18 protein-coding genes are annotated in these 23,959 nt (G+C 67.4%); 13 read left to right on the top strand and 5 right to left on the bottom strand.

Going from position 1 to position 23,959, the window contains the following annotated elements:
* Positions 1-19: 19 nt before the first annotated feature.
* Positions 20-2,110: an ATP-dependent DNA helicase gene (locus tag L1Z78_RS15275; RefSeq protein WP_234637254.1), complete on the top strand. Its 2,091-nt coding sequence runs from the start codon at positions 20-22 to the stop codon at positions 2,108-2,110.
* Here the strand turns inward: L1Z78_RS15275 and L1Z78_RS15270 are convergent.
* Positions 2,073-2,867 (bottom strand): outer membrane protein assembly factor BamD, encoded by a 795-nt coding sequence (locus tag L1Z78_RS15270; RefSeq protein ID WP_234637253.1) that lies wholly within the window; start codon positions 2,865-2,867, stop codon positions 2,073-2,075. The two genes, L1Z78_RS15275 and L1Z78_RS15270, sit on opposite strands and share 38 nt — an antisense overlap.
* A 216-nt stretch (positions 2,868-3,083) precedes the next feature.
* On the opposite strand from L1Z78_RS15270, the gene dnaE reads away from it, so the two are divergent.
* The 5 genes from dnaE to sbcB all read left to right on the top strand — a co-directional run bounded on the left by dnaE (position 3,084) and on the right by sbcB (position 12,693).
* Complete coding sequence (gene dnaE / locus L1Z78_RS15265; RefSeq protein WP_234637252.1) at positions 3,084-6,617, top strand: DNA polymerase III subunit alpha; 3,534 nt, start codon at positions 3,084-3,086, stop codon at positions 6,615-6,617.
* A 133-nt stretch (positions 6,618-6,750) separates the two neighbouring features.
* Complete coding sequence (clpS, locus tag L1Z78_RS15260) at positions 6,751-7,128, top strand: ATP-dependent Clp protease adapter ClpS (RefSeq protein ID WP_418921626.1); 378 nt, start codon at positions 6,751-6,753, stop codon at positions 7,126-7,128.
* A 63-nt stretch (positions 7,129-7,191) separates the two neighbouring features.
* The gene (gene clpA / locus L1Z78_RS15255; RefSeq protein WP_234637250.1) at positions 7,192-9,528 is read left to right on the top strand and encodes an ATP-dependent Clp protease ATP-binding subunit ClpA; all 2,337 of its coding nucleotides are present in this window, start codon (positions 7,192-7,194) and stop codon (positions 9,526-9,528) included.
* Positions 9,529-9,612: 84 nt separating this feature from the next.
* Complete coding sequence (gene cls / locus L1Z78_RS15250) at positions 9,613-11,067, top strand: cardiolipin synthase (RefSeq protein ID WP_234637249.1); 1,455 nt, start codon at positions 9,613-9,615, stop codon at positions 11,065-11,067.
* Positions 11,068-11,253: 186 nt separating this feature from the next.
* Positions 11,254-12,693, top strand: coding sequence for an exodeoxyribonuclease I (sbcB, locus tag L1Z78_RS15245; protein WP_234637248.1), 1,440 nt, complete (start codon positions 11,254-11,256; stop codon positions 12,691-12,693).
* Positions 12,694-12,716: 23 nt separating this feature from the next.
* Here the strand turns inward: sbcB and L1Z78_RS15240 are convergent, their stop codons facing one another.
* Both L1Z78_RS15240 and tam read right to left on the bottom strand, forming a co-directional pair.
* Positions 12,717-13,946 carry a nucleoside recognition domain-containing protein gene (locus L1Z78_RS15240; protein ID WP_234637247.1) on the bottom strand — a complete coding sequence of 410 codons (1,230 nt, stop codon included), beginning with the start codon at positions 13,944-13,946 and terminating at the stop codon, positions 12,717-12,719.
* 123 nt (positions 13,947-14,069) lie between these two features.
* Entirely contained in the window at positions 14,070-14,843 is a 774-nt protein-coding gene (gene tam / locus L1Z78_RS15235) for a trans-aconitate 2-methyltransferase (RefSeq protein WP_234637246.1), read from the bottom strand.
* 107 nt (positions 14,844-14,950) lie between these two features.
* On the opposite strand from tam, the gene L1Z78_RS15230 reads away from it, so the two are divergent.
* Positions 14,951-15,868, top strand: a complete 918-nt coding sequence (locus tag L1Z78_RS15230; RefSeq protein ID WP_234637245.1) for a LysR family transcriptional regulator — start codon at positions 14,951-14,953, stop codon at positions 15,866-15,868.
* Between the two features lie 17 nt (positions 15,869-15,885).
* Here L1Z78_RS15230 and L1Z78_RS15225 read toward each other — a convergent pair whose 3' ends face one another.
* On the bottom strand, positions 15,886-16,803 hold the full coding sequence (locus tag L1Z78_RS15225; RefSeq protein WP_234637244.1) for a LysR family transcriptional regulator: 918 nt from the start codon (positions 16,801-16,803) through the stop codon (positions 15,886-15,888).
* A gap of 75 nt (positions 16,804-16,878) precedes the next feature.
* On the opposite strand from L1Z78_RS15225, the gene L1Z78_RS15220 reads away from it, so the two are divergent.
* The 5 genes from L1Z78_RS15220 (at position 16,879) to L1Z78_RS15200 (ending at position 21,876) form a co-directional block, all read left to right on the top strand.
* Positions 16,879-17,748 (top strand): HpcH/HpaI aldolase/citrate lyase family protein, encoded by an 870-nt coding sequence (locus L1Z78_RS15220; RefSeq protein WP_234637243.1) that lies wholly within the window; start codon positions 16,879-16,881, stop codon positions 17,746-17,748.
* A gap of 64 nt (positions 17,749-17,812) precedes the next feature.
* The gene (locus L1Z78_RS15215; protein WP_418921625.1) at positions 17,813-18,790 is read left to right on the top strand and encodes a tripartite tricarboxylate transporter substrate binding protein; all 978 of its coding nucleotides are present in this window, start codon (positions 17,813-17,815) and stop codon (positions 18,788-18,790) included.
* A gap of 58 nt (positions 18,791-18,848) precedes the next feature.
* Positions 18,849-20,018, top strand: coding sequence for a CoA transferase (locus L1Z78_RS15210; protein WP_234637241.1), 1,170 nt, complete (start codon positions 18,849-18,851; stop codon positions 20,016-20,018).
* Positions 20,011-20,838 carry an amidohydrolase family protein gene (locus L1Z78_RS15205; RefSeq protein ID WP_234637240.1) on the top strand — a complete coding sequence of 276 codons (828 nt, stop codon included), beginning with the start codon at positions 20,011-20,013 and terminating at the stop codon, positions 20,836-20,838. The genes L1Z78_RS15210 and L1Z78_RS15205 overlap by 8 nt, the downstream gene beginning before the upstream one ends.
* A 60-nt stretch (positions 20,839-20,898) precedes the next feature.
* Positions 20,899-21,876 (top strand): tripartite tricarboxylate transporter substrate binding protein, encoded by a 978-nt coding sequence (locus L1Z78_RS15200; RefSeq protein WP_418921624.1) that lies wholly within the window; start codon positions 20,899-20,901, stop codon positions 21,874-21,876.
* A 22-nt stretch (positions 21,877-21,898) separates the two neighbouring features.
* Here the strand turns inward: L1Z78_RS15200 and L1Z78_RS15195 are convergent, their stop codons facing one another.
* Positions 21,899-22,978, bottom strand: a complete 1,080-nt coding sequence (locus L1Z78_RS15195) for a PQQ-dependent sugar dehydrogenase (protein ID WP_234642183.1) — start codon at positions 22,976-22,978, stop codon at positions 21,899-21,901.
* A gap of 265 nt (positions 22,979-23,243) precedes the next feature.
* On the opposite strand from L1Z78_RS15195, the gene L1Z78_RS15190 reads away from it, so the two are divergent.
* Positions 23,244-23,945 (top strand): YebC/PmpR family DNA-binding transcriptional regulator, encoded by a 702-nt coding sequence (locus tag L1Z78_RS15190; protein ID WP_234637238.1) that lies wholly within the window; start codon positions 23,244-23,246, stop codon positions 23,943-23,945.
* The last annotated feature ends 14 nt before the right edge of the window (positions 23,946-23,959 follow it).

Genomic DNA, 23,959 nt, shown 5'->3' with positions numbered 1-23,959 from the left:
CAAGAATAGGACCCGTCCTGTGCCATCCCTGACAGCCGCCGTGCAAGCGGCATTCGCTCCGCAAGGCCTGTTGTCGCGCGCCGAGGCGCAGTTTCGGCCCCGCGAAGGCCAGACCCGCATGGCGCTGGCCGTGGCCCAGGCCATCGGGCAGGGCCGGACCCTGGTCGTCGAGGCTGGCACGGGCGTGGGAAAAACCTATGCCTATCTGGTGCCGGCCCTGCTCAGCGGTCAGCGCCTGCTGGTGTCCACTGCCACGCGTGCGCTGCAGGACCAGCTGTTTGCGCGCGACCTGCCGCGCCTCGTCGCGGCCCTGGGGTTGCCCCTGCGCATGGCACGTCTGAAGGGCCGCAGCGCCTATCTGTGCACGGAGCGTCTGGAGCGCGTGCGCCAGGGACGCACCGCACCGCAGGACCCCCAGGTGCTGCGCGGCGTGGCCCTGGTCGAGCACTGGGCGCGCACCACCCGCACGGGGGACATGAGTGAATTGCCGGTGCTGGACGAGCGCTCGCCGGTCCTGCCCCTCGTCACCTCCACGCGCGACAACTGCCTGGGCTCCGGCTGTCCCCACTGGCAGGCCTGCCATGTCAATGTGGCGCGCCGCCAGGCGCTGGAGGCTGATGTGGTGGTCATCAATCACCATCTGATGTTTGCCGACCTCGATGTGCGGGAGTCGGGCGTGGCCCAGCTGTTGCCCAGCGTGGGCGTGGTAGTGGTGGATGAGGCCCACCAGCTCAATGATACCGGCGTGCAGTTCGCGGGCCAGAGCCTGTCGGGCCAGCAACTGACCGGCTATGTCCGCGACGTGCTGCGTGCCGGCCAGGCCCAGGCGCGGGGCATGGCCGACTGGCTTGTGCTGTCGGCCGCCGTGGAACATGCCCTGCGCGAGCTGCGCCTGCAGGCCGGACCCGTGCCGGCTGGCGCACGCCTGCCATGGCAGGGTGTGACGCCGCAGGGGCTGGATGCACCACGCTGGCGTGCGGCAATGGTGGCCCTGGGGCGCAGCCTGCGGGCGTTGATCGCACCGCTGGCGCAGTTGCAGGTCAGCGATCCGGAGTTGCGCCGCCTGTTCGAGCGCGGCAGCGAGCTGCTCCAGCGCCTGGCGGGCTTTGCCGCCGCTGCCGCAGATGACAGCGTGCGCTGGCTGGAGCTGGGCAGCCAGCATCTGCGCATGCTGGAGTCGCCCCTGACCATTGCGCAGACCATGCGCACGCGCTTGCTGGGAGCGATGCCGCAGGAAAGCCCGGACTTGGTGCAGGAACCGCAGGGCGAGGTCGCCGTGGTGCCATCCTCCGCAGGACCCACCTGGATCTTCACTTCGGCCACCCTGGGCGATGACGAACGCCTGAGCTGGTTCACCGAACCGTGCGGACTGCGTGGAGCGCAGGTGCTGCGCGTGGACAGCCCTTTCGACTACGCGCGCCAGGCAGCACTCTATGTGCCCCAGCCCTTCGCGGCGGCCGGCAGTGCCTCGCACAGTGCCGAGGTGGCGCGGCTGGCGCTGGATGCCGCCCAGCGCATTGGCGGGCGCACGCTGGTGCTCACCACGACGCTGAGGGCCCTGCACGCCATCGGCGATGTGCTGCGCCAGTCCCTGGGACTGTTCGGCGAACTGGACGTGCTGGTCCAGGGACAGGGGCCCAAGCTCGCCTTGATAGAGCGCTTTGTCGCCGCAGGGCAGAAGGGGCGGGGCTGCATTCTCGTGGCCTCGGCCACCTTCTGGGAAGGCGTGGATCTGCCAGGCGACGCCCTGCAGCTGGTGGTCATCGACAAGCTGCCGTTTCCGCCGCCCGACGATCCGCTGGTCGAGGCGCGCTCCCGCAGCCTGGAGGCCGTGGGCCGCCAAGCCTTCGCGGATTACATGCTGCCCGAGGCGGCCATGGCGCTCAAGCAGGGGGCAGGGCGCCTGATCCGCCGCGAGACGGATCGCGGCGTGCTGGTCGTCTGTGATTCCAGGCTGGCCACGATGGGCTATGGCCGGCGGCTGCGCGCGGCCCTGCCACCCATGCGGGACCTGTCCGGCGAGGCGGCCTTCATGGAGGCGCTGCAGGCGCTGGCGCAGCCTGCGCGAGAGGTCACCACAGCTTCCACCACGATGACTTCTTCGCCGTGAGCGCCTCTTGCTCGGCGCCCTGGCCGTAGGAGGCAGTCAGCACGCGCTGCGCATCGTCGCGCAACTGCTCCATGCCCAGCGCGTCGTAGGATTTCACGAGGATCTGCATGGCCTCGCGCACGGCAGGCACGCCCTGGTAGTCCTTGACGGCGGTTTGCGCGCGCGCGATCGCGGCCACGTAGGCACCGCGGTTGTAGTAGTAGCGGGCCACATGGACTTCGTACTGCGCCAGCGAATTGACGATGTACTGCATCCGCAGGCGCGAATCCTCGGCATAGCGCGATTGCGGGAATCGCGTGACCAGTTCGCGGAAGGACTCGAAGGAGTCCTTGGCGGCTTTCTGGTCGCGTTCGGACAGGTCCTGGCGCGACAGCCAGGAGAACATGCCCAGGTTGTCGTTGAAGTTCACCAGGCCCTTGAGGTAGAGGGCGTAGTCGGTGGCGGGGCTGGCCGGGTGCAGCTTGAGGAAGCGGTCCAGAGTGGCCGTGGCCTGGACTTTCTCGCCCCCCTTGTACTGGGCGTAGGCCTTGTCGAGCTGGGCCTGCTGGGCCAGGGGCGTGCCGGCAGCCCGGCCCTCGAGCTTTTCGAACAGGGGCACGGCCTTGTCGAAGGCGCCCGAGGAGGCTTCATCGCGTGCCTCGGTGTAGAGGCGGTCCGGAGTCCACTTGGCCGTAGGGTCTTGTTGCGTACTGGAGCAGGCCGTCAGGGCGCCTGCGATCAGCACGGCGGGAACGATGGACAGGGGAATACGCTGCATGGTGGACGTTTCTCGGGCAATCAATGGCAGTGAGAGGGCTGGCGGGGCAGGCGTCGTAACGGGCCGTGCCGACCCGCGCAAATCCTGGATTTTCCCGCAACCGGGGCCGAAGCATTGTAACGGCCTGCGATAGGCGCCCTGCGTGGCAGGGACTCGGCCGCGGGCAGGGCCGCGGACGGGGCGCCGCCGCCTGGAGCTTCCTACAATGGCGGCCATATGTTTGTCCATTTGCGCCTGCACACCGAATTTTCCGTCGTGGACGGAACCAACCGCATCAATGCCGTCGTCAAGGCCGCCGCCGAGGACGGTCAGGTCGCGATGGCCATCACGGACTTCAACAACCTGTTCGGCGGCGTCAAGTTCTACCGGGAAGGCCGGGCCAAGGGCGTCAAGCCGGTGCTGGGCGCCGAGATCCTGATCGAGGGGGAGAACGGCGCACCCAACTCGCGCATCATCGTGCTGGTGCAAAGTCCGCTGGGCTACCACAACCTCAGCGAACTGCTGGCGCGTGGCTGGACCCGCAACGTGGTCAAGGGGCAGGCCGTGCACACCTGGGCCTGGCTGCAGGAACTGGGTGAAGGCCTGATCGTGCTGGCGGGCGCCCAGGCCGGCCCCGTGGGCCAGGCCCTGATGCGTGGTGACGAGGCCGGTGCCGCGGCCGTGGCCCAGCGGCTGGCCAGCATGTTCCCGCACCGCTTCTTCATCGAACTGCAGCGCGCAGGCCGTGCCGATGACGAACCGCATGTGGTGGCGGCCGTGCAACTGGCCGAGCGCCTGAATCTTCCCGTGGTGGCCACGCACCCCATCCAGTTCTTCGGTCCGGGCGACTACGAATCCCACGAGGCGCGCGTGTGCATCGCCGAAGGCGAGATCCTGGCCAACCCCAAGCGGATACGCCGCTTCACACGTGACCAGCATTTCAAGACGGCCGAGCAGATGAAGGCCCTGTTCGCTGACATCCCCAGCGCCATCGCCAACACCGTGGAGATCGCGCGCCGCTGCAGCCTGACCCTGGTGCTGGGCAAGCCCCAACTGCCCAATTTCCCAGTGCCCGAAGGCATGACCGAGGACGAGTTCTTCCGCCGCGAGTCCTTCGCGGGCCTGGAGGAGCGGCTGGTCCATCTGTACCCTGATCCTGCCAAGCGGGAGGCACAGCGCGCGCGCTATGTCGAGCGCCTGGAGTTCGAGATCGGCACCATCCTGAAGATGGGTTTTCCGGGCTACTTTCTCATCGTGGGCGACTTCATCAAGTGGGCCAAGCTCAACGGCTGTCCCGTGGGGCCGGGCCGTGGATCGGGCGCGGGATCGCTGGTCGCCTACGTGCTCAAGATCACGGACCTGGATCCGCTGGAATACAACCTGCTGTTCGAGCGCTTCCTGAATCCCGAGCGCGTGTCCATGCCCGACTTCGACGTGGACTTCTGCCAGGCCAACCGCGACCGCGTCATCGACTACGTCAAGGAGCGCTACGGGCGCGACGCCGTCAGCCAGATCGCCACCTTCGGCACCATGGCCGCGCGTGCGGCCATCCGCGACGTGGGCCGCGTGCTGGACATGAGCTACACCTTCTGCGACGGCATCTCCAAGCTCATTCCCAACAAGCCGGGGCTGCATGTCACCCTCAAGTACCCGCCCAACCCGAAGAAAGAGGGCGACAAATATACCTACGCCATCGAGGCCGAGCCCTTGCTGGCCGAGCGCATCGAAAAAGAAGAAGACGTCAAGACCCTGATCGAAATGGCCCAGAAGCTCGAAGGCATGACCCGCAACATCGGCATGCACGCCGGCGGCGTGGTGATCGCACCCGGCAAGCTCGCGGATTTCTGTCCCCTCTACCAGCAGCCCGGCAGCGATTCGGCCGTGGCCATGTACGACAAGGACGACGTGGAGGCCGTGGGCCTGGTGAAGTTCGACTTCCTGGGCCTGGCCACGCTGACCATCCTGGAGATCGCCCGCGAGTTCATCATCAAGCGCCACAAGGGCCAGGAGAACTTCGCCTTCGAGAACATTCCGCTGGACGATGCGCGCACCTATCAGCTTTTCTCGGAGGGCAAGACAGAGGCCGTGTTCCAGTTCGAATCGCGCGGCATGCAGGGCATGCTGCGTGATGCCAAGCCCAGCCGCCTGGAAGACCTGATCGCCCTGAATGCCCTGTACCGCCCCGGGCCCATGGACCTGATTCCCAGCTTCGTCGCGCGCAAGCACGGCAAGGAAGTCGTGGAGTATCCGCACCCGCTGGTCGAGAAGGTGCTGGCCGAGACCTACGGCATCATGGTCTACCAGGAGCAGGTGATGCAGACCGCCCAGGTGCTGGGCGGCTACTCGCTGGGCGGCGCCGACCTCCTGCGCCGTGCCATGGGCAAGAAGAAGGTCGAGGAAATGGTCATGCACCGCGGGATCTTCCGCGAGGGCGCTGCCAAGCAGGGCATCAGCGAGGAAAAGGCCGACGAGGTCTTCGACCTGATGGAGAAGTTCGCGGGCTACGGCTTCAACAAGTCGCACGCCGCCGCCTACTCGCTGCTGGCCTACCACACCGCCTGGCTCAAGGTGCACTACACGGCCGAGTTCTACTGCGGCAACATGACCGTGGAAATGGACAACACCGACAAGCTCAAGGTGCTGTACGAGGATGCGTTGAAGATGGGCATCAGCTTCGAGCCGCCGGACGTCAACCGAGGCATGTACCGCTTCGAGCCCGTGACCGACAAGGTGATCCGCTACGGCCTTGGCGCCATCAAGGGCACGGGCCAGCAGGCCATCGAGGCCATCATCGCGGCGCGCGAGGGTCGTGGCGTGGGGCCGCGCGGCGCGGAAAAGGGGCCGTTCAGAAGCCTGGCCGACTTCTGCGTGCGCGTGGATCGAACGCGCCTGAACAAGCGCACGCTGGAGGCCTTGATCAAGGGCGGTGCCTTCGATTCCATCGAGCTCAACCGTGCGGCGCTGGTGGCCTCCATCGACCATGCCTTCGAGTTCGCCAACAAGACACTGGCCAATGCCAACCAGGGCGGGCTGTTCGACATGATGGGCGACGATGCCGTGGGCTCCAGCACACAGGAGCCCCCCCTTGCGGAGGTGCTTCCCTGGGGTGTCAAGGAGCGGCTGACCCAGGAAAAGACCGCCGTGGGCTTCTATCTCTCCGGCCATCTGTTCGACGAGGTCGAAAAGGAAGTGCGCCGCTTCGTGCGCACGCCGCTGGCCGAACTGCGCGACAGCCGCGAACCCCAGACCCTGGCCGGCATCATCAGCGACTTCCGTGCCATCAACGGGCAGCGTGGTCGGCTGGGCCTGTTCAAGATCGACGATGGCTCGGGCGTGATCGAGGCCTCGGTGGACGAGAACACCCTCAATGCCCACCGTGAGTTGCTCAAGGATGACGAATTCGTCGTCATCACGGGGCGGCTGCAACTCGATCACTTCAGCGGCGGCCTGCGCCTGAAGGCCCAGCAGCTCTACAACCTGGCGGATGCGCGTTGCCGCTTCGCGCGCTACCTGCAAGTCAGCGTGGGCGAGAAGATCCCCGATGTGGTTGACCTGCTGCGCCAGTTCCCGGCCCAGGTCGAGCAGGGCGAGCACGGCGAACTGCAGCGCGGTCTGAAAGTGCGCCTGGGCCTGGTCTGCGAAGACGAACGTGGTTCGGCGAGCTGCGAACTGGCGTTGGGCGAGGGCAGCCGTTTCTATCCCAGCGATGCCGCGCTTGCCGCCTGGTATGCCCAGGCCGGCAGCGCCCAGGTCAAGGTGGTCTACGAATAGGCCGCGCGGCGGTACGTCGCCCGCTGGCGCCGCGGATGCACTGGTCTGGTGCGATCGTGGCGGCGCGGGCTGGCGCCGGGCTTGAATTCTTCAGGCATGTCTCGCATATCCCTTCCGGAAAACAGTGGCTCCGATGGCTAGAATGATTTTCATGGCAACCCAACCCCCTTCGACCCCTCCGGCCATTCCCATCGTGCGGCCCGTGTCCGATGACGACGGCGCCGTGGTGCTGGAGCGGCGGCGCCAGCGCGTGCAGCCGCCGCAGATGTACCAGGTCGTGATGCTCAACGATGACTTCACGCCGATGGAGTTCGTCATCGTCGTCCTGCAGGAACTGTTCAACAAGGACCGCGAGACGGCCACCCAGATCATGCTCAAGATCCACCTGGACGGGCGTGGCGTCTGCGGTGTGTACTCGCGCGACGTGGCGGCCACCAAGGTCGAGCAGGTGCTGCAGGCCGCCCAGAAGGCCGGCCATCCGCTGCAGGCGATGTTCGAGCCTGTTGAATAAACCCGGGCCGCCCTGATTTATGGTTGCAGTCAATAATCCCCAGCAAGCGAAAAGGAGTCATCAATGATCGCCCAGGAACTGGAAGTCAGCTTGCACATGGCCTTTGTCGAAGCACGTCAGCAGCGCCACGAGTTCATCACCGTGGAGCACTTGCTGCTGGCCCTGCTGGACAACCCCAGTGCTGCGGAAGTGCTGCGCGCCTGCTCAGCCAACATCGATGACCTGCGCTCGGCCCTGTCGAACTTCATCAAGGACAACACGCCCCAGGTCGCGGGGTCCGACGAGGTCGACACCCAACCCACGCTGGGTTTCCAGCGTGTGATCCAGCGCGCCATCATGCACGTGCAATCCACGGGCAACGGCAAGAAGGAGGTCACCGGCGCCAACGTGCTCGTGGCCATCTTCGGTGAAAAGGACTCGCATGCCGTCTACTACCTGCACCAGCAGGGCGTGACGCGCCTGGACGTGGTCAATTTCATCGCCCATGGCATCAAGAAGGGTGAGCCGCCCGAGCCTGTCAAGGCCGAAAACCCGGCGGAGTCCGAGGAGGGCGCCGGTGGCGAGCGCAACGAAAAGGCCTCGCCCCTGGAGCAGTTCACGCTGAACTTGAACCAGGCGGCCAAGGACGGCAAGATCGATCCGCTGATCGGGCGCGACTACGAGGTCGAGCGCACCATCCAGATCCTGTGCCGCCGCCGCAAGAACAACCCGTTGCTGGTCGGTGAGGCCGGCGTGGGCAAGACCGCGATCGCCGAGGGCCTGGCCTGGCGCATCACCGAAGGCAAGGTGCCCGAGGTGCTGACCGAGGCCGTGGTCTATTCGCTGGACATGGGCGCGCTGCTGGCGGGCACCAAGTACCGCGGCGACTTCGAGCAGCGCCTCAAGGGCGTTCTCAAGTCGCTCAAGGACAAGCCCAACGCCATCCTGTTCATCGACGAGATCCATACGCTGATCGGCGCGGGTGCCGCCTCGGGCGGCACGCTGGATGCGTCCAACCTGCTCAAGCCGGCGCTGTCCAGCGGCCAGCTCAAGTGCATAGGCGCGACCACCTTCACCGAGTACCGTGGCATCTTCGAGAAGGATGCGGCACTGTCGCGCCGTTTCCAGAAGGTCGATGTGGTCGAGCCCACCGTGGCCGAGACCGTGGACATCCTCAAGGGCCTGAAGTCGCGCTTCGAGGAGCACCACAGCGTGCAGTACGCCGCAGCCGCCCTGCAGGCCGCGGCCGAGCTGTCGGCCAAGTACATCAATGATCGCCACCTGCCCGACAAGGCCATCGACGTGATCGACGAAGCCGGTGCCGCGCAGCGCATCATTCCGCTGGAGCAGCGCAAGCAGACCATCGACAAGGCCGAGATCGAGGCCATCGTGGCCAAGATCGCGCGCATTCCGCCTGCCAACGTCTCCAACGACGACCGCAGCAAGCTGCAGACGCTGGAGCGTGACCTCAAGAGCGTGGTCTTCGGCCAGGACAAGGCGCTGGAGGCGCTGGCCTCCTCGGTCAAGATGGCGCGCTCGGGCCTGGGCAAGCCGGACAAGCCGATCGGCTCCTTCCTGTTCTCGGGCCCCACGGGCGTGGGCAAGACGGAAGCCGCCAAGCAACTGGCCTACATCCTGGGCGTGGACCTGATCCGCTTCGACATGTCCGAGTACATGGAGCGCCATGCCGTCAGCCGCCTGATCGGCGCGCCGCCGGGCTACGTGGGCTTCGACCAGGGCGGGTTGCTGACCGAGGCCGTCACCAAGAAGCCGCACTCGGTGCTGCTGCTCGACGAGATCGAGAAGGCGCATCCGGACATCTTCAACGTGCTGCTGCAGGTGATGGACCATGGCACGCTGACGGACAACAACGGGCGCAAGGCCGACTTCCGCAACGTGATCATCATCATGACCACGAACGCGGGTGCCGAGACCATCAACAAGGCCTCGATCGGGTTCACCAACCCGCGCCAGGCCGGCGACGAAATGGGCGACATCAAGCGCCTGTTCACGCCCGAGTTCCGCAACCGCCTGGACGCCATCGTCAGCTTCAAGCCGCTGGACGAGCAGGTCATCCTGCGCGTGGTCGACAAGTTCCTGCTGCAACTGGAGCAGCAACTGGCCGAAAAGCGCGTGGAGGTCACCTTCACCGATGCGCTGCGCAAGCACCTGGCCAAGAAGGGCTTCGATCCGCTCATGGGGGCCCGCCCGATGCAGCGCCTGATCCAGGACACCATCCGGCGTTCGCTGGCCGACGAGCTGCTGTTCGGTCAGCTGGTCGACGGCGGCCGCCTGGAAGTGGACTGGGTTGCCGAGGCCGACGATGCCGACAAGGGGGAGGTCAAGCTCGACATCACGCCCTTGCCCAAGCGGGACCCCGAGTCCGAGCCGGCCGAGCCCAACGAGGCCACCGCGGGCTGATGGGCATCGCCTGATGCCGGCCGCCAAAGCCGACAGCCTCCGGGCTGCCGGCTTTTTCTTTGATGTGCTTCAAGGAGATCATTCGTGCAGTGGGTTCACCAGCACCTGACCCAGGACAACGCGACCTGGCTGCTGTCCATCACCTGGTCGGTCTACGTGGTCATCGTCGGGGTGTGGATCCTGCTGCAGCGCAGCGCTCCCGTGGCCACGCTGAGCTGGCTGCTGTCCATGGCAGTGATCCCCGTGGGTGGCCTGGTCATCTACTATTTCTTCGGGCCCCAGCGGCTCAAGCGCCAGCGCATCAAGCGGCTGCGCGCGCGCAAGGCCTCGCGCGTGCGCTCTGGCGTGCAGCGCCTGCGCGAGCGCATGCCGGGCAGTCCCGAGCGGCTGCATCAGGTCGCGCGGCTGGTGGCCGCGACCAGCGATTTTCCCGTGAGCACGGCCACCGATCTGCGCCTGCTCGTGGGCGGCGCGGCCACCTTCGACGCCATCAGCGAGGCCGTGAATGCCGCGCGCCACCACATCCACCTCGAGTACTACATCTTCGAACCCGACCAGACAGGCACGGCCCTGCGCGACCTGCTGATCCAGCGCGCCCGCGCCGGCATACAAGTGCGCCTGCTGGTGGATGCGCTGGGCTCCAAGAGGCTGGGGCGGCGCTTTCTCAGGCCTCTGGAGGAAGCGGGGGCCGAGGTGGCGCTGTTCCATGATTCCAAGGTCGGTCGGCGCCTGCGCCCGGTCATCAACTTCCGTACACACCGCAAGATACTGGTCTGCGATGGCAAGGTGGGCTTCACGGGCGGTGTCAACGTCACCGACGAAGAGAATGCCCGCGTCATGCCCGAGGCCTACCACGATGTGCATCTGCGCCTGGAGGGCGCCGTCGTCAACTGGCTGCAGACCGTGTTCCTGGAAGATTGGGCCTACGCCCTCGAAAAGGACCCGAAGAACGAGCCGGCCGACATCGACCTGCTGTTGCCCGACGCACCCGAGGGGGCGTTGCCCGTGCAGATCATCACCTCTGGACCCGACAATGGCTTGCAGGCCATCTACCGCGCCCACCTTGCGGCCATCAACGCGGCCGAGGAAAGGGTCTGGCTCACCACGCCTTACTTCGTGCCGACGGAGGCTGCGCTGGCCGCGCTCACCAATGCCTCGCTGCGCGGCGTCGACGTGCAGTTGCTGGTGCCGCGCCGCTCCGACTCGGCCCTGGTCACGGCGGCTGCGCGCTCCTACTATGACGAACTGATCCGCTGCGGCGTGCGCGTCTACGAGTACAGGGCGCGCATGCTGCACTCCAAGACCCTGGTGGTGGACAACCATATTTCCATCATCGGCACGGCCAACTTCGACTACCGCAGCTTCTTCCTGAACTACGAGGTCTGCGCCATCGCCTACGGCCCCCAGCTCAACGGCGACCTGGCGCGGCAGTTCGAGCTGGACCTGGAACAGTCCCAGCGCGTGCACTTCAAGCGCGACCTGGGGTTCGCGCTGCGCCTGTTCGACTCCGGCGCGCGCCTGTGCTCCCCCTTGCTTTGAATGGACCCCCTGAGTCGCTGCGCGCCTTCCCCCTGGAAGGGGGACGACACCCTCGGTGCGGGGCTGCCCTTCCTCGGTGTCCCTGAGTTGGGCCGCGCCGGTTTTGAAGCCTGAGGCACGCGTGCCTTCTCCGCTTGCTTGGGTAGAGGACCATCGACTGCTGTTTTTCGCAGGCATACTCGCCCGATGGCCCATACCTTCTTCTGGCACGACTACGAAACCTTCGGCGCCCAGCCGCGCTACGACCGGCCCGCGCAGTTCGCCGGCATCCGCACGGATGCCGAACTCAACGAGATCGGCGAACCTGTCATGTGGTACTGCCAGCCGGCGGGCGATTACCTGCCGGACCCCCAGTCCTGCCTGATCACCGGTATCACGCCCCAGCAATGCCTGGAGCACGGCGTGCCCGAGGCGCAGTTCGCGGCCCGCATCGAGGCCGAACTGGCCCAGGCAGGCACCGTGGGCGTCGGCTACAACACCATCCGATTCGACGACGAAGTCACGCGCTTCATGTTCTGGCGCAACCTCATCGACCCCTATGCGCGTGAGTGGCAGAACGGCTGCGGGCGTTGGGACCTGCTCGACGTGGTACGCATGGTTTATGCGCTGCGCCCCGAAGGCATCGTCTGGCCGAAGAAGGAGGATGGCTCCCCAAGCTTCAAGCTCGAAGACCTGGCGCGCGCCAATGGTCTGCTGCACGAGAAGGCGCATGATGCCCTGTCCGACGTGCGCGCCACCATCGGCCTGGCGCGGTTGATACGCAAGGTCCAGCCGCGCCTGTTCGACTTCGCGTTCTCGCTGCACAAGAAAGACCGCGTGCTGCAGGAGATGGGCTTGCCCGCCACCGCGGAACATGCCCGGCCATTCCTGCACGTCACAGGCATGATCCGCCCCGAGCGCGGCTGCATCGCCGTGATGTGGCCGCTGGCCACACACCCGACGAACAAGAACGAGATCATCTGCTGGGACCTGGCCGAGGACCCGTCCGAGCTGGCCAGCATCGACGTGGAGACGCTGCGCCTGCGCCTGTTCTCGCGCGCGGCCGACCTGCCCGAAGGCGTGCAGCGCCTGCCCATCAAGAACATCCACATCAACAAGTCACCCATGGTCGTGGGCAGCCTCAAGACCCTGAGCCCGGCCATGGCCGCGCAATGGGGCGTGGACATGGACCAATGCCTGCAGCACGCGGCCATCGCGCGCGATCTGCCCGACATGAGCGCGCTGTGGCGTGCCGTGCATCAGCGTCCGGCGCTGGAGGGCATGGATGCGGACCAGGACCTGTACGGCGGCTTCGTCGGCAACGAAGACCGGCGGCGCTTGAACCACCTGCGCGGCCTCTCGCCACAGGAGCTGGCGCTGGATCGCACGGGCTTCGATGACGCGCGCCTGGCCGAGCTGCTGTTCCGCTACCGCGCGCGCAACTTCCCGGCCACCCTGGCACCTGCCGAGCGCCAGCGTTGGCTGCAGCATTGCGCGGCCTGCCTGATCGAAGGCAAGGGCGGGGCGCGCACGGCCGAGCAGATGTTCGCCATGGTGGACCAGCTGTCGGAAAGCGTGGACGAGCGCGGCGAGGAAATCCTCGGCGCGCTCTACGACTATGCGGAAGCCATCATGCCGGAGCTGTAGCCCTTGCAAGGGCTACGGCCCGTTCACCCGAAGAACTTGTAGCAGACCACGATGGCGGCCACCACGCCGGCCAGTTCCGCCAGCAAGGCGCAGGGCACGGCATGGCGCGCGCGCTGTATGCCCACGGCACCGAAGTAGACGGCCAGCACGTAGAAGGTGGTTTCCGTGCTGCCCTGGATGGTGGCGGCGGTCAGGGCGGCGAAGCTGTCCACGCCCTGGGCCTGCATGGTCTCGATGAGCATGGCGCGCGCGGCGCTGCCCGAGAAGGGCTTGACCAGCGCCGTGGGCAGGGCGTCCACGAAGCGTGCGTCCATGCCCAGGGCATCGACCGCCCAGCGGATGCCCGACAGCGCGTACTCCAGCGCACCCGATGCGCGCAACACGCCCACCGCGCACAGCATGGCCACCAGGTAGGGCAGCAGGCCCCTGGCCACGTCGAAGCCTTCCTTGGCCCCTTCGATGAAGCTGTCATAGACGGCCACCTTGCGCCAGGCCCCCAGCACCACGAACAACACGATCAACCCGAACAGCGTGAGGTTGCCCATCAGGGAGGACAGCTGCGACAGCGCGGCGGCAGACAGCGTGGCCAGGAAGGCCATGAAGCCGGCCAGCGCCAGTCCCAGCGGCAGCAGATAGGCGAGCACCACGGGGCTGTACAGCGGCAGCCGCTGCACCACGGCCACGGCCAGCAGGCCGACCAGGGTCGATGCCGACGTGGCCAGCAGGATGGGCAGGAAGACCAGCGTGGGGTCGGGTGCGCCCTGCTGCAGCCGGTACATGAAGATGGTCACCGGCAGCAGTGTCAGCGACGAGGCATTGAGCACCAGAAACAGGATCTGCGCATTGCTGGCCGTGTCGGGCCGGGGGTTGAGCTCCTGGAGCGAGCGCATGGCCTTCAGGCCCATGGGCGTGGCCGCATTGTCCAGACCCAGGCCGTTGGCGGCGAAATTCAACGTGATCAGGCCCAGGGCCGGATGGCCGCGTGGCACCTCGGGCATGAGCCTGGCGAACAGCGGGCCCAGCACGCGCGCCAGCCATTCGACCACGCCGGCCTTCTCGGCGATGCGCAGAAAACCCAGCCATAGCGTCAGCGTGCCGAACAGCAGCACCATGACCTCCACCGACAGCCTTGCCATGGAGAACAAGGCCTGGACCATGGCGGAAAACACCTCGGCCTGTCCTCCCACCAGCCACTGCGCGCCAGCCGCCACGGCCGCCACCAGAAAAAAGCCCAGCCACAAGGCATTCAGCATAGGTCTCGCCTGTCCCGATTCAATTGCAAGGCGCCATTGTGCTGCCAGTCGCAGGGAGGACGGGCGAGGGTGGGCGGGCATTGACAAGGCAGGGGACAGGCGCACAGCCCAGCCCCCCGCGCCTCAGCGCCGCGCGACGATGAACAGGCGCGGAAAGGGCAGCAGCACCGTGCCATCGTCCAGCAGGGGGTAGGCCTGGGAGATGGCCTGCAGATAGGCGGCGTAGAAATCGGCTTTCTGTGCCTCGTCAAGTGGTGCGACGAAGGGCCGCAGCGCCGAGCCCTTGAACCACTCGACCACGGCCTGATGGCCGCCCGCCAGCGGATGGAAGTAGGTGGTGCGCCAGACATCGACACTGGTGCAGTGTGCGTGCAGCAGTGCGTAGTAGAAGTCCGCGCTGTGCCGCGCGGGATGGCGCACGTCGCCGATGCGGCCGGCCCAGGGGCCGCTGGCGGCAAGCTCGCGGGCCAGCCGGTGGGCGGGTTCCTCCAGGTTGTCGGGCGTCTGCACGGCCAGGGCGCCGCCCGGCGCCAGCTGGCCGACCAGGCGGGGATACAGCCGTGCGTGGTCGGGCAGCCATTGCAGCGAGGCGTTGGCCAGGATCACGTCCACGGGCCGGTGCGCAGTCCACAGGGCGATATCGGCCAGCTCGAACGCCGTCCCCGGCATGCGCTTGCGCGCCGCATCCAGCATGTCCTCGGAGTTGTCCAGTCCCGTCACGGTGGCGCCGGCGAAGCGCTGCGCCAGCACCTCGGTGGAATTGCCGGGGCCGCAGCCCAGGTCCACGGCCAGGCCCACCTCGCGGCCGGGAATGTCGGCGATGGCGGCGACCAGGTCGCGTACGGGCCGGGTACGTTCCTGTTCAAACGTCGTGTACTGTTTTGCGGACCAGCTCATCGTGAGGCCTTTCGATTGGTTGTTGTGGTGCTGCGCGAGCGTAAGTCCGACCATCCATGATGGCAAATGCCACAATCGATGCATTGCCATACTTCCAAGGTATCGATGTGCCCGAACTTCGCCAGCTGCGCGCCTTTGTCGCCATCGCCGAGGAGGGCCACGTCACCCGTGCCGCCGAGCGGCTGGGCATGCAGCAGCCGCCCTTGACGCGATTGCTGCAGGGCCTGGAGCATGAACTGGGCGTGGAACTGGTGCGGCGCCTGCCGCGCGGCGTGCAGCCCACGCCGGCAGGGCTGGCGTTGCTGGAGGAGGCGCGTGCGCTTCTCATGCGCTCCGATGCGCTGACCGATGTCGTGCGGCGCGCTGCCCGTGGCGAGACAGGGCGGCTGGCCGTGGGCTTCACCAGCTCCGCAGCCTTGCACCCCTTCGTGCCCGGGGTGTTGCGCATGTTCCGCCAGGCCTTGCCTGGTGTGAGCGTGGCGCTGGAGGAGGCGGGTACGGGCGAACTCATGGATGCGCTGCTGCACGAAAGGCTGGATGCGGCTTTCGTCCGATCCCCGCTGCATGGTGCGCGCGGGCTCCAGGCCATGCCCATCCTCGAAGAATCCATGCTGCTGGCTTTGCCGGCCGCGCACGCGCTGGCGCGCGGTCGGAGCGGGACCCTGCGCCCCGTGCCCCTGCCGCAACTGGCCTCCGAAGCCTTTGTGCTGTACCGGCGCAGAGTGGGGCAGGGGCTTTACGACGCCATCCTCAGGGCCTGCCTGGAGGCGGGGTTCAGCCCCCATGTGGTCCAGGAGGCGCCTCGCATGACGGCCACGCTGAGCCTGGTGGCGGCGGGTCTGGGCCTGTCCATCGTGCCGGCGTCCATGCAGCGCCTGCGCAGCGACGGCATTGTCTACCGGGGCCTGGCCCGCTGCCCGGCCCTGGTGGCGCCGCTGCACCTGGCGATGCGCGCGGGCGATGCATCCGCCGTGCTGGCGCGCTTCAAGGCCATGGTGGCAGACGCTGCGGCTGCCGAGTCCTGACAGCGGGGGGCGCAGGCCTATCGCCCTTCGCGCGTGCTCCGCGCGGCGGCCCGCGGCCCGCCGCGCTGGCGCACCACGGTGCGCGCGCATTCCACCAGCTTGTGGATCAGCGGCAGCCGCGCCGACGACCGCAGCCACATCACGCCAAAGCGCCGCGACTGTGACTCCTCGGGCAATGCCAGGCGCACCACGCCCCGGCCGTCGGGCAGATCGAGGGCCGTATCGGGCACCAGCGAGACGCCCAGCCCCCGGTCCACCATCATGGCGATGGCCACCAGCGAACTGAGTTCGAAGCGCTCCTGCGGTGCGATCTGTGCGGCGCGCAGGTAGCGCTCCACCATCTGGCCGCCGCCCAGGCTGCGGTCATAGCGGATCAGCGGCTGGGTGCGCAACAGGGTGTGCGGCTCCAGGTGGGCCAGCTGGCGCGGCACCAGCAGCACCAGGGGCTCCTCGCGCAGCAGGGTCCAGTCGAAGGTCTTGGCCAGCGCGAAGCTGGGGTGCAGGCAGACCGCGGCGTCCAGTTCGCCCTGCTGAACGGCCTGGTACAGCTCGCGGGTGGTGGCCGATCGCAGGAAGACCTTGGCATCGGGGCACTTCTTCACGAAGCCCGCGAGGATGTCCGGCAACAGGCTGTGCAGCGCCGTGTTGATGGTGCCTATCACCAACTCTCCCGCCGTTCCCTCCTGGCTGACATGGGTCTTGGCATTGGCCAGCTCGCGCAGCAGCAGCGGCGCGGACTGCGCCAGGCGGTGGCCGGCAGGGGTGGGCAGCACGGTACGGCCCGCGCGTGCCAGCAACGGTGCGCCGAATTCGCGCTCCAGGCCGCGGATCTGCTGGGCCACGGCGGCGGCCGTGAGGTCCAGGCGCCGTGCGGCCTCGGCCATGGAGCCGGTCTCGACGACGAGCAGAAAACTGTGCAGGTAGCTGGTTTCCATGAACAAATATTTTGTTGGTTTTGAAGAAATATTACCTGTGTTTCTGTTGGGTATTCGCCGCCCACAATGCGGCCCATGAGAAGCAAACTGTTTGTCCCCGGGTCGCGCCCCGAGCTGTTCGCCAAGGCCCTGCAAAGCCAGGCCGACGCCCTGTCCTTCGATCTGGAGGACGCCGTCGCCGAGGCCCGCAAGGACGAGGCGCGCGGCCTGCTCTGCGACTTCCTGCAAAGTCCGGCGAGCCAGGGCCATGGCAAGACCTTCATCGTGCGCGTCAATGCCATGGACACGCCGCATTTCGAGAGCGACATCGCCGCCGTGGTGCGTGAAGGCGTCCACCTCGTCAATCTGCCCAAGCCCGAAACCGCCGAGCAGGTCCGGCAGGCTGCCCAATGCGTGCAGCGCGCCGCCCGGGCCAATGGGGTGGCGGCCGTCCCTGGCCTGCTGCTCAACATCGAGACGCCCAAGGCGCTGCGCTGCGCGGCTGAACTGGCTGGTGCCCATGCCAGCGTGGCGGGCCTGCAGCTGGGCCTGGGCGACCTGTTCGAGCCCTTCGGCGTGAACCGGCGCGAGGCCGGGGCCATCGTCCAGACCCTGTTCGCCCTGCGCATGGCCGCTGCCGAAGCCGGCATCTACGCCTATGACGGCGCCTTTGCGGACATCCAGGACCGCGATGGCTTCGAGGCCGAGGCCCGTCTCTCGCGCAGCCTCGGGTTCCTGGGCAAGACCTGCATCCATCCCAGCCAGGTCGCCCTGGCCAACGCCGTCTACCAGCCCACGCCGGCCGAGATCGCCTCGGCCCTCAAGGTGGTCGATGCGGCCCGCCAGGCCGATGGGCAGGCGCTGGGCGCCTATGTGGTGGACGGAAAGATGGTGGACCGCCCCTTCGTGATCCGCGCGCAGGCCATCGTCGCCAGCGCGCGCGCCGCAGGCCTGCTGTCGGGCTGAACGGGTGTGCCGGCCTCGCCGGAGCCCGATGAAAACGATTTTCAAGGAGACAAAAATGTACGGATTGCAGACTTCCCTTCGTGCCGCCAGCCTTGCCGCCGCCGCACTGGCCGCCGTCTCGGCCCAGCCCGCGCTGGCCCAGGCCGGCTATCCGGCCAAGCCCATCACCATGGTCGTTCCCTATCCGCCCGGCGGCTCCAACGACGTGTTCGCGCGCCAGGTGGCCAAGGAGATGGGCGACCTGCTCAAGCAGCCCGTGATCGTGGACAACCGGCCGGGCGCCAGCGGCAACACGGGCACGGCCTTCGCCGCCAAGTCCACGGCCGATGGCTACACGCTGGTGGCGGTCTCGTCGAGCATGACCACCAATGCTGCCGTGCAGAGCAAGATGCCCTTCGACCCCGTCAAGGGCCTGGCGCCCGTGGCCATGTTCGCGAAGGGGCCACTGGTGGTGGCGGTCAACAACGAATTCGCCGCGAAGACGCCAGCCGATCTGGTGCGCGTGGTCAAGGCCAGCCCCGGCCAGTTCAACTATGCGACCTCGGGCACGGGCAGCGTCAATCACTTCGCCACCGAGCTGATGCGCTCCATGGTGCCGGGCCTGGACATCATGCATGTGCCCTACAAGGGCCAGGGCCCGGCCGTGACCGACGTGATCGGCAACCAGGTGCAGATGCTGGTGTCCAGCGGCCCCTCCATCCTGCCCATGGTGCGCAGCGGCAAGCTGCGCGCCATCGGCATCACCAGCTTGAAGCCCAGCCCCATCGCGCCCGAGCTCATTCCCATGGCCACGGCCATCCCGGGCTACGAATTCGACCTGTGGTGGGGCCTGCTGGCGCCGGCAGGCACGCCGGCCGATATCGTCGCCAGGCTCAATCAGAGCGTGAACCAGGTGCTGGCCAAGCCCGAGATCCAGGCCAGCTTCCTGCGCGAGGGAGCCATCGTCAACCCGGTGACGCCGCAGCAGTTCGGAGAGGTCATCCGCACGGACGTGGCGCGCTGGAAGCAGTTGGCCAGGGAGCGCAACATCCAGGCGGATTGAGCCCCGCCGCCGGGGGAGCGCATGCAGCGCTTGCCCCATTCCTACCAGGAGAGAGTCAATGAGTTTTGTGCCGGCTGAACGTCAAGGTCCCAGGGGCCCGCTGAGTGGCGTGCGCGTGCTGGACCTGAGTGCCTACATCGCGGGGCCTTACGGCTGTTCGCTGCTGGCCGACCAGGGCGCGGACGTGGTCAAGATCGAGCCGCCCGTGGGCGACAACCTGCGCAAGTACCCTTCCACGCTGGAGGCCGAGAGCCGCGCCTTCCTGGGCGTCAACCGCAGCAAGTGGGGCATGGTGCTGGACCTCAAGCAGGAGGCTGAACTGGCCGTGCTGCTGCGCCTGGTGCGCGAGGCCGACGTGCTGGTCCACAACTTCCGGCCCGGCGTGCCCGAGCGTCTGGGCATCGGCTTTGCGCAGCTGTCCGCCATCAACCCGCGCCTGATCTACTGCAGCGTCACGGGCTACGGCAGCAAGGGGCCGCTCAAGGCCAAGGCCGGCTACGACCAGGTGCTGCAGACCATGACGGGCATGTGCGCCATGCAGGGCAAGGCTGGCGGGCCGCCCGAGATCCTCTATGGCTCGGTGGTGGACTACTACGCCTCGGCCCTGGTGGCGGGCGGCGTGGCCTCGGCCCTGTACGAGCGCGAGAAGAGCGGGCTGGGCCAGCATGTGGGCGTGTCCCTGCTGCGCGCGGCGCTGACCATGCAGTCCGCGCGCATGGTCTGGGCCGAGGGGGAGCCGCGCGAAGTCGGCCGGGACATGCGCTCGGGCGGCATCACCGGCATCCACCCCACGCGCGAAGGACATATCTACATCTCGGCCAATACCGCGCATTTCTGGGCCGCTCTGTGCGACAGGCTGGGTCTGCCGGAGCTGGCGCAGCAGGAGCGCTACGACACCGTGCGCAAGCGCGCCCAGCACCGCGACGAGCTCGTGCCCCTGCTGCGCCAGGCGCTGGCCTCGCGCAGTGCGCTGGAGTGGGAAGCCCTGTTCGGTGAAGAGGTGCCCTGCGCGGCTGCGCGCACCGTGGAAGACATGTTCGACGACCCGCAGGTGCAGGCCGAAGACATGATCCGCCACTTCGCCCATCCCGTGGTGGGCAGCTACCGGGGCTTTGCGGGCGCCGTGGAATTCGACCGCACGCCCGGGCCCCAGGCATTTGCCGCGCCCACGCTGGGCCAGCACACCGAGGTGTTGAAGCAGTCCGCCACGGAGATGCCGGATGCATGACGCGCTGCCAGCGGGAGCCTGCGATGCCCACTTGCATGCATTCGATCCGCGCTTCGCCCCCGAGGCACCGGGCGCCATGCGCGAAGGCGCCACGTCTGCCGACTATGCGGCACTGCGTGCGCGCCTGGGCCTGGCGCGTGCCGTCATCGTGCAGCCGCGCGCCCATGGCACGGACAACCGCGCCACGCTCGAAGCCATACGCCTGCTGGGTGCCGCCGACACGCGAGGCGTCGCCGTCGTGCGGCCCGATGTGGGCAATGCCGAATTGCACGCGTTGCACGAGGGCGGGATCCGGGGCATCCGCTTTTCGCTGCACAGCGACCGCGACGCGGCGGTGAGCCTGGACATGCTGGAGCCCCTGGCACAGCGCATCGCGGCGCTGGGCTGGCATGTGCAGTTGCACTGGATGGCCGATCAGATCATGGCCCAGCGCGCACTGCTGCAGCGACTGCCCTGCACCCTGGTCTTCGACCACATGGCGCGCCTGCCCGTGGGGCAGGGCATGGCCCATCCGGCCTTCGGCGTGGTGCGTGCGCTGGTGCAGCAGGGCAGGGCCTGGGTCAAGCTGTCCGGCCCCTATCTGAACAGTGAAGCGGGACTGGCGGCCGGCTATGCCGACAGCGACGCCATCGCCCGCGCCTGGGTGCGCGAAGCGCCCGAGCGCCTGGTCTGGGGCAGCGACTGGCCCCACGTCACCGAAGCCGACCATCCGCCCGATACCGCGCTGATGCTTGCGCTGCTGCAGCGCTGGGTTCCCGATGCCGGCCAGCGCGCCCGCGTGCTGGCGGCCAACGCTGCCGAGCTGTATGGCTTCGGCTGACGGTGCCGGCGCAGACAAGAATTTTTTCAATCGCAAGACAAGCCAATAGGAGTCAAGGAGATGATGAACACACAACGAACCATGCTGCCCCTGCTGGTGGCGCTGGGCGCTGCCCTGGGTCAGGGCGCGCTGCACGCGGCCGAGTACCCGGCCGCCCAGGCCATCACCCTCGTCGTGCCGTTTTCGGCCGGTGGTGGCGCCGACAACGCGGCTCGCATCATCGCCAAGGCACTGGGCGAGGTCTCGGGCCAGAGTGTGGTGGTCGACAACAAGGCCGGGGCCAGCGGATCCATCGGAGCGGCCTTCGTGGCACGCGCCAAGGCCGATGGATACACGGTGCTCTATGACGCCTCGTCCTTCGCCATCAACCCGGCCCTGCGCAAGCTGCCCTACGACCCCGTCAGGGATTTCATCGCCGTGTCCCAGGCGGTCAGCGTGCCCAACATCCTCGTGGCCGCGCCGTCGTCGCCCTACAACAGTCTGGCCGATTTCATGAACGCCGCGCGCCAAAAGCCCGGCAGGCTCACCTATGCCTCCTACGGTCCCGGCAGCCTGGCGCAGATGGCGGCCGAGCTGCTCAAGGCCGATGGGAAGTTCGATGCCGTCCACGTACCCTACAAGGGCGGGGCACCGGCCATCGTCGATGTCATGGGCGGCCAGGTCGATGTCTACTTCGCCAACGCGGCCTCCAGCATCAACTATGTCAAGGGCGGCAAGCTCAAGGCCCTGGCCGTGTCGTCGGCCAGGCGCATGCCCGACCTGCCCGAGGTGCCTACGGTGGCGGAGAGCGGCATCAGGAACTTCGAGGTGACGGAGTGGAACGGCTTCTTCCTGCCTGCGGGTACGGCGCCCGACACGGTCAAGAAGCTGCAGGAGCTGGTGCAAAAGGCCCTTGCCCTGCCGTCCACGCGCGAAAGCCTGGACAAGCTGGGCCTGACGCCCGTGGGCAGTTCCTCGACGGCGTTCTCCACCTTCGTTGCGGCCGAGCGCAAGCGCTGGGATGCCGTGGTCAAGAGCAACGGCATCACGGTGCAGTAAGCCGGCGACCGGGGCGGGGTCCTCAGGGTGTGGTGGCAATGCGCAACAGTTGCCCGTCCGGGGAATCCGTCAACACATAGAGCCAGCCATCCGGACCCTGGCGCACATCGCGCACCCGCTGGCCCAGGCGCGGTTCCAGCGTCTCGGCGGACGTGACCTTGCCGTCCCGGATGGACAGTCGCTCAAGTCTCTGGAATTTGAGCGAACCCACGACCAGGGATCCTTTCCAGCCCGGCCCATAGCGGTCGCTGGTGATGAAGGCCATACCAGATGGCGCGATGGACGGTGTCCACTGGTAGAGCGGCTGCTCCATGCCGTCCTTGTGCGTGATGCCGGCGCCGATGCTGCCGCCGCCGTAGTTCTCGCCATAGGTGATCACGGGCCAGCCATGGTTCCTGCCGGGCTCGGGCCGGTTGACCTCGTCGCCGCCCTGGGGGCCGTGCTCGTGCATCCACAGGCTGCCGTCCGGCGCCAGGGTCGCGCCCTGGGGGTTGCGGTGGCCGTAGCTCCAGATCTCGGGAAAGGCATCGCGGCGCCCCGCAAACGGGTTGTCCCGGGGAATGCTGCCATCCTTGCCCACGCGCACGATCTTGCCCAGGTGGCTCTTGAGGTTCTGCGCCTCCTCCTTGAAGCTGGAGCGCTCGCCCAGCGTGAGGAACAAGGTGCCGTCGCTCCTGCCATCGACCATGCGCTCGACGATGCGGCAGCCGAAGTGCAGCGTGCTGTCGTACCTGGGGCGTGGCGCGAACAGGGTCTTGACCTGCTCCAGTGCGCTGCCATCGTCGGACAGGCGCGCGCTGGCCAGTGCCGTGCCGCTCTTGCCGCGGTCGGCACTGATGCCCGGCTCGGAATAGCAGAAGTACAGGCGGCGGTTGCGCGCGAAGTCGCTGTCCAGCACCACGTCCAGCAGTCCGCCCTGGCCGCGCGCGTCCACGGCCGGCAGGCCGCGCAGCGGCGGACCCAGGCGGCCACCGGCCTGCACGATGCGCATGCGGCCCGGGCGCTCCGTGACCAGGAAGCGGCCGTCGGGCAGGAAGGCCAGTGCCCAGGGGTGTTCCAGGCCCTCGGCCACGATGTGCGGGGACAGGGCGGGGCCGGCCATGGCAGATGTCGCCGCCAGCAAGGCCGTGGCAAGCAGGGGTCGGGGCGTGAAAGGTCGTGGCGGCATGCAGGCTTCTGAAATGGCGGGTCGGGGTTGCGAGCATGCCATGAGCCAATGGCGTGCTGTCAACCAATGCGCGAAAAGCCTGCGACCGTCCCTGCGCGGGTGTATAAACAGCGCTCTTTCGGTGCCGGGCCGGATCCCTGCGGGGGGCGGTCGGCGCCGCCTCCAACTCATCCAGAGAATCCGCAAGGGAAAAGCAGCCATGGGCGCGCAATGGAAAGCAAAGGGCAAGGCGCTGGTCGCTGATGCCAAGGGAAAGCTGTTCGGCAAGCTGGTCAAGGAAATCATCGTCGCTGCACGCGCCGGTGCCGATCCGGCAGGCAATTCCCGCCTGCGCATGGCCGTGGAAGCGGCGCGCAAGGCCTCCATGCCCAAGGACACGCTCGAACGTGCCATCAAGAAGGGCTCGGGCGTGGGCGCCGATGCCGTGAACTACGAGCGCGTGGTCTACGAGGGCTACGGTCCCAACCGCGTGCCCGTGATGATCGAGTGCCTGACCGACAACGTGAACCGCACGGCGCCCAATATGCGCGTGTGCTTTCGCAAGGGGCAGATGACGGCCGTGGCCTGGGACTTCGACCATGTGGGCATGATCGAGGGCGAGTCCGAAGCCGGTGCCGATGCCGAGCTGGCGGCCATCGAGGCCGGAGCGCAGGATTTCGAGGCAGGCGAGGAAGAGGGCACAACCCTGTTCATCACCGATCCCACCGACCTGGACACGGTGAGCAAGGCATTGCCCGCCCAGGGCTTCAAGGTGCTGTCGGCCAAGCTGGGCTACAAGGCCAAGACGCCGGTCAGCATGGCCAGCCTGTCCGCCGAGCAGCAGGAGGAGGTGCAGGACTTCCTGGCCGGCTTCGAGAACGACGATGACGTGCAACACGTCTATGCGGGACTGGTGGATTGATCTGCCTGTTCCTG

The organism is Delftia tsuruhatensis, from assembly GCF_903815225.1.
Classification (GTDB): domain Bacteria; phylum Pseudomonadota; class Gammaproteobacteria; order Burkholderiales; family Burkholderiaceae_C; genus Comamonas; species Comamonas tsuruhatensis_A.
This window is presented reverse-complemented; position numbering and strand designations above follow the sequence as displayed.

Bases quoted from the DNA above. Each gene is read 5' to 3' on its own strand.
- L1Z78_RS15270 (WP_234637253.1), bottom strand. From the start codon at position 2,867: ATGCAGCGTATTCCCCTGTCCATCGTTCCCGCCGTGCTGATCGCAGGC.
- dnaE (WP_234637252.1), top strand. From the start codon at position 3,084: ATGTTTGTCCATTTGCGCCTGCACACCGAATTTTCCGTCGTGGACGGA.
- clpS (WP_418921626.1), top strand. From the start codon at position 6,751: ATGGCTAGAATGATTTTCATGGCAACCCAACCCCCTTCGACCCCTCCG.
- clpA (WP_234637250.1), top strand. From the start codon at position 7,192: ATGATCGCCCAGGAACTGGAAGTCAGCTTGCACATGGCCTTTGTCGAA.
- sbcB (WP_234637248.1), top strand. From the start codon at position 11,254: ATGGCCCATACCTTCTTCTGGCACGACTACGAAACCTTCGGCGCCCAG.
- L1Z78_RS15240 (WP_234637247.1), bottom strand. From the start codon at position 13,946: ATGCTGAATGCCTTGTGGCTGGGCTTTTTTCTGGTGGCGGCCGTGGCG.
- tam (WP_234637246.1), bottom strand. From the start codon at position 14,843: ATGAGCTGGTCCGCAAAACAGTACACGACGTTTGAACAGGAACGTACC.
- L1Z78_RS15225 (WP_234637244.1), bottom strand. From the start codon at position 16,803: ATGGAAACCAGCTACCTGCACAGTTTTCTGCTCGTCGTCGAGACCGGC.
- L1Z78_RS15220 (WP_234637243.1), top strand. From the start codon at position 16,879: ATGAGAAGCAAACTGTTTGTCCCCGGGTCGCGCCCCGAGCTGTTCGCC.
- L1Z78_RS15210 (WP_234637241.1), top strand. From the start codon at position 18,849: ATGAGTTTTGTGCCGGCTGAACGTCAAGGTCCCAGGGGCCCGCTGAGT.
- L1Z78_RS15205 (WP_234637240.1), top strand. From the start codon at position 20,011: ATGCATGACGCGCTGCCAGCGGGAGCCTGCGATGCCCACTTGCATGCA.
- L1Z78_RS15200 (WP_418921624.1), top strand. From the start codon at position 20,899: ATGATGAACACACAACGAACCATGCTGCCCCTGCTGGTGGCGCTGGGC.
- L1Z78_RS15195 (WP_234642183.1), bottom strand. From the start codon at position 22,978: ATGGCCGGCCCCGCCCTGTCCCCGCACATCGTGGCCGAGGGCCTGGAA.
- L1Z78_RS15190 (WP_234637238.1), top strand. From the start codon at position 23,244: ATGGGCGCGCAATGGAAAGCAAAGGGCAAGGCGCTGGTCGCTGATGCC.